Raw genomic sequence first — 1598 nt, forward strand, 5'->3', positions numbered from 1 at the left:
CCACCGGCGACACCGCGACCACCTACGAGGGCAGCAAGGCCATGCACAGGGCATTGAGCGGCTCCCGACTACTCACCTTGCGCGCCACCACCGCCCACGGCATCTACGGCGAATACGGCAACGCCTGCGTGAACACCAAGGTCAACGCCTACCTGACCACCGGCACCCTCCCCCCGGCCAACCCAACCTGCCACCCCTGACAAAACGCACCCGACAACCGGCCAGCACACCGGCGGACGACCCCACTCCCGAAAGTCACGGCGGTGTGGCTGCCCGGCGGGCCGCCCACACCGCCGACCGCTGCCGCATGAACTGGTGTCCACACTTCGGGGGGAAGCCCCGAGACGGAACTGGGCGGTGGTTGTAAGGGGCGATCAGGTGTAGCGCTCCGTGCCCGGAGGTCGCAGGTGGGCGGGTGGTAGCCGGCCACTTTCAGCATGCGCGCGGTGCACACCTGGAGTGTGAATAATGGCTGGTGGGGTGGAGTGGTGGGGTCGTAGCGTGCGGGCGTGCGTGATTTGATCAGCCTCCCTAAAGTCCATCTGCACGTTCACCTCGAGAGCACCGTGCGCTGGGGCACGCTCCGCGAGATCGGCGCTGCCAACGGCGTGCCGGTTCCGGAGGACGGGGTGCGCCTCGGGAGCTTCACCGAGTTCTTCGCGCAGAACGACCTCGTCCGCGCGTGCTTGCGCCGTCCCGCCGACTTCCGGAGGGTCGCCTACGAGTTCTGCGAGGACGAGGCCGCACAGGGCACCCGCTACGCCGAGGTCTCCTTCACGGCGGCCGGCCACGGGGAGCGCCTCGGCGACCTCGGCATGCCGCTCACGGCCGTCCTGGAGGGCCTGGAAGCCGGCCAGGACGCGTTCGGCATCGAATGCCGCCTCATCCTCGACCACTCCCGCCGCCGCTCCGTCGAACGCGCCTGGCGGACGCTCGACCTCGCGCGCCGCCACGACGGCGTGATCGCGATCGGCCTGGCGGGCGACGAGGCCCACCCCGGTGACCCGTTCACCGAGGTGTTCGCCGCCGCCCGGGACGCGGGCCTGCACGTCGTCCACCACGCGGGCGAGGGCGAAGGGCCCGCCAGCATCCGGCAGGCGCTCGGCCCCGGCCGCACCGAACGACTCGGCCACGGCATCCGCGTCCTGGACGACCCGGACCTCGTGGCCGAAGTCCGCGAACGCAGGATTCCCCTTGAGGTGTGCCCGTCCTCGAACGTCGCCCTCGGCTTCGCCTCCTCCCTGGACGACCACCCCCTCCCCCGCCTCCGGGAGGCGGGGCTGGTCGTGACCGTCAACACGGACATCCCCGCCTTGATCGACACCCCGCTGGCCACCGAGTACGCCCGCGTCCGAGACGCCTTCGGTTACGACGACGCCGCCCTCGCCGACCTGGCCCACGCCGGCGTTGACGCCTCCTTCGCCCCCACCGAGACCAAGACCCGACTCCATCAAGAGATTCGGACCTGGCTGGCCTGATCCGAGGCCCCCGGACGATGCCTATCCGGAGTCGCTCGGGTCCGGGCCGGGCACCGCTCTCGTCATGGGGGGGTGGAGTTCGGTCAGGGGGCCGGCTCGGATTTCTCGGAGGAAGGGGTC

At 70.8% G+C, this 1598-nt stretch carries 2 protein-coding genes; both read left to right on the top strand.

Going from position 1 to position 1598, the window contains the following annotated elements; all coding sequences use genetic code 11:
• Positions 1 to 200 (top strand): alpha/beta hydrolase (locus E1200_RS33265; RefSeq protein WP_207933675.1); only part of this gene is annotated, 200 nt, incomplete at its 5' end.
• Positions 201 to 509: 309 nt separating this feature from the next.
• The gene (add, locus tag E1200_RS33270; RefSeq protein ID WP_131956646.1) at positions 510 to 1478 is read left to right on the top strand and encodes an adenosine deaminase; all 969 of its coding nucleotides are present in this window, start codon (positions 510 to 512) and stop codon (positions 1476 to 1478) included.
• Positions 1479 to 1598: the final 120 nt, after the last annotated feature.

Source organism: Actinomadura sp. GC306 (genome assembly GCF_004348665.1).
In the GTDB taxonomy this organism is placed as follows: domain Bacteria; phylum Actinomycetota; class Actinomycetes; order Streptosporangiales; family Streptosporangiaceae; genus Spirillospora.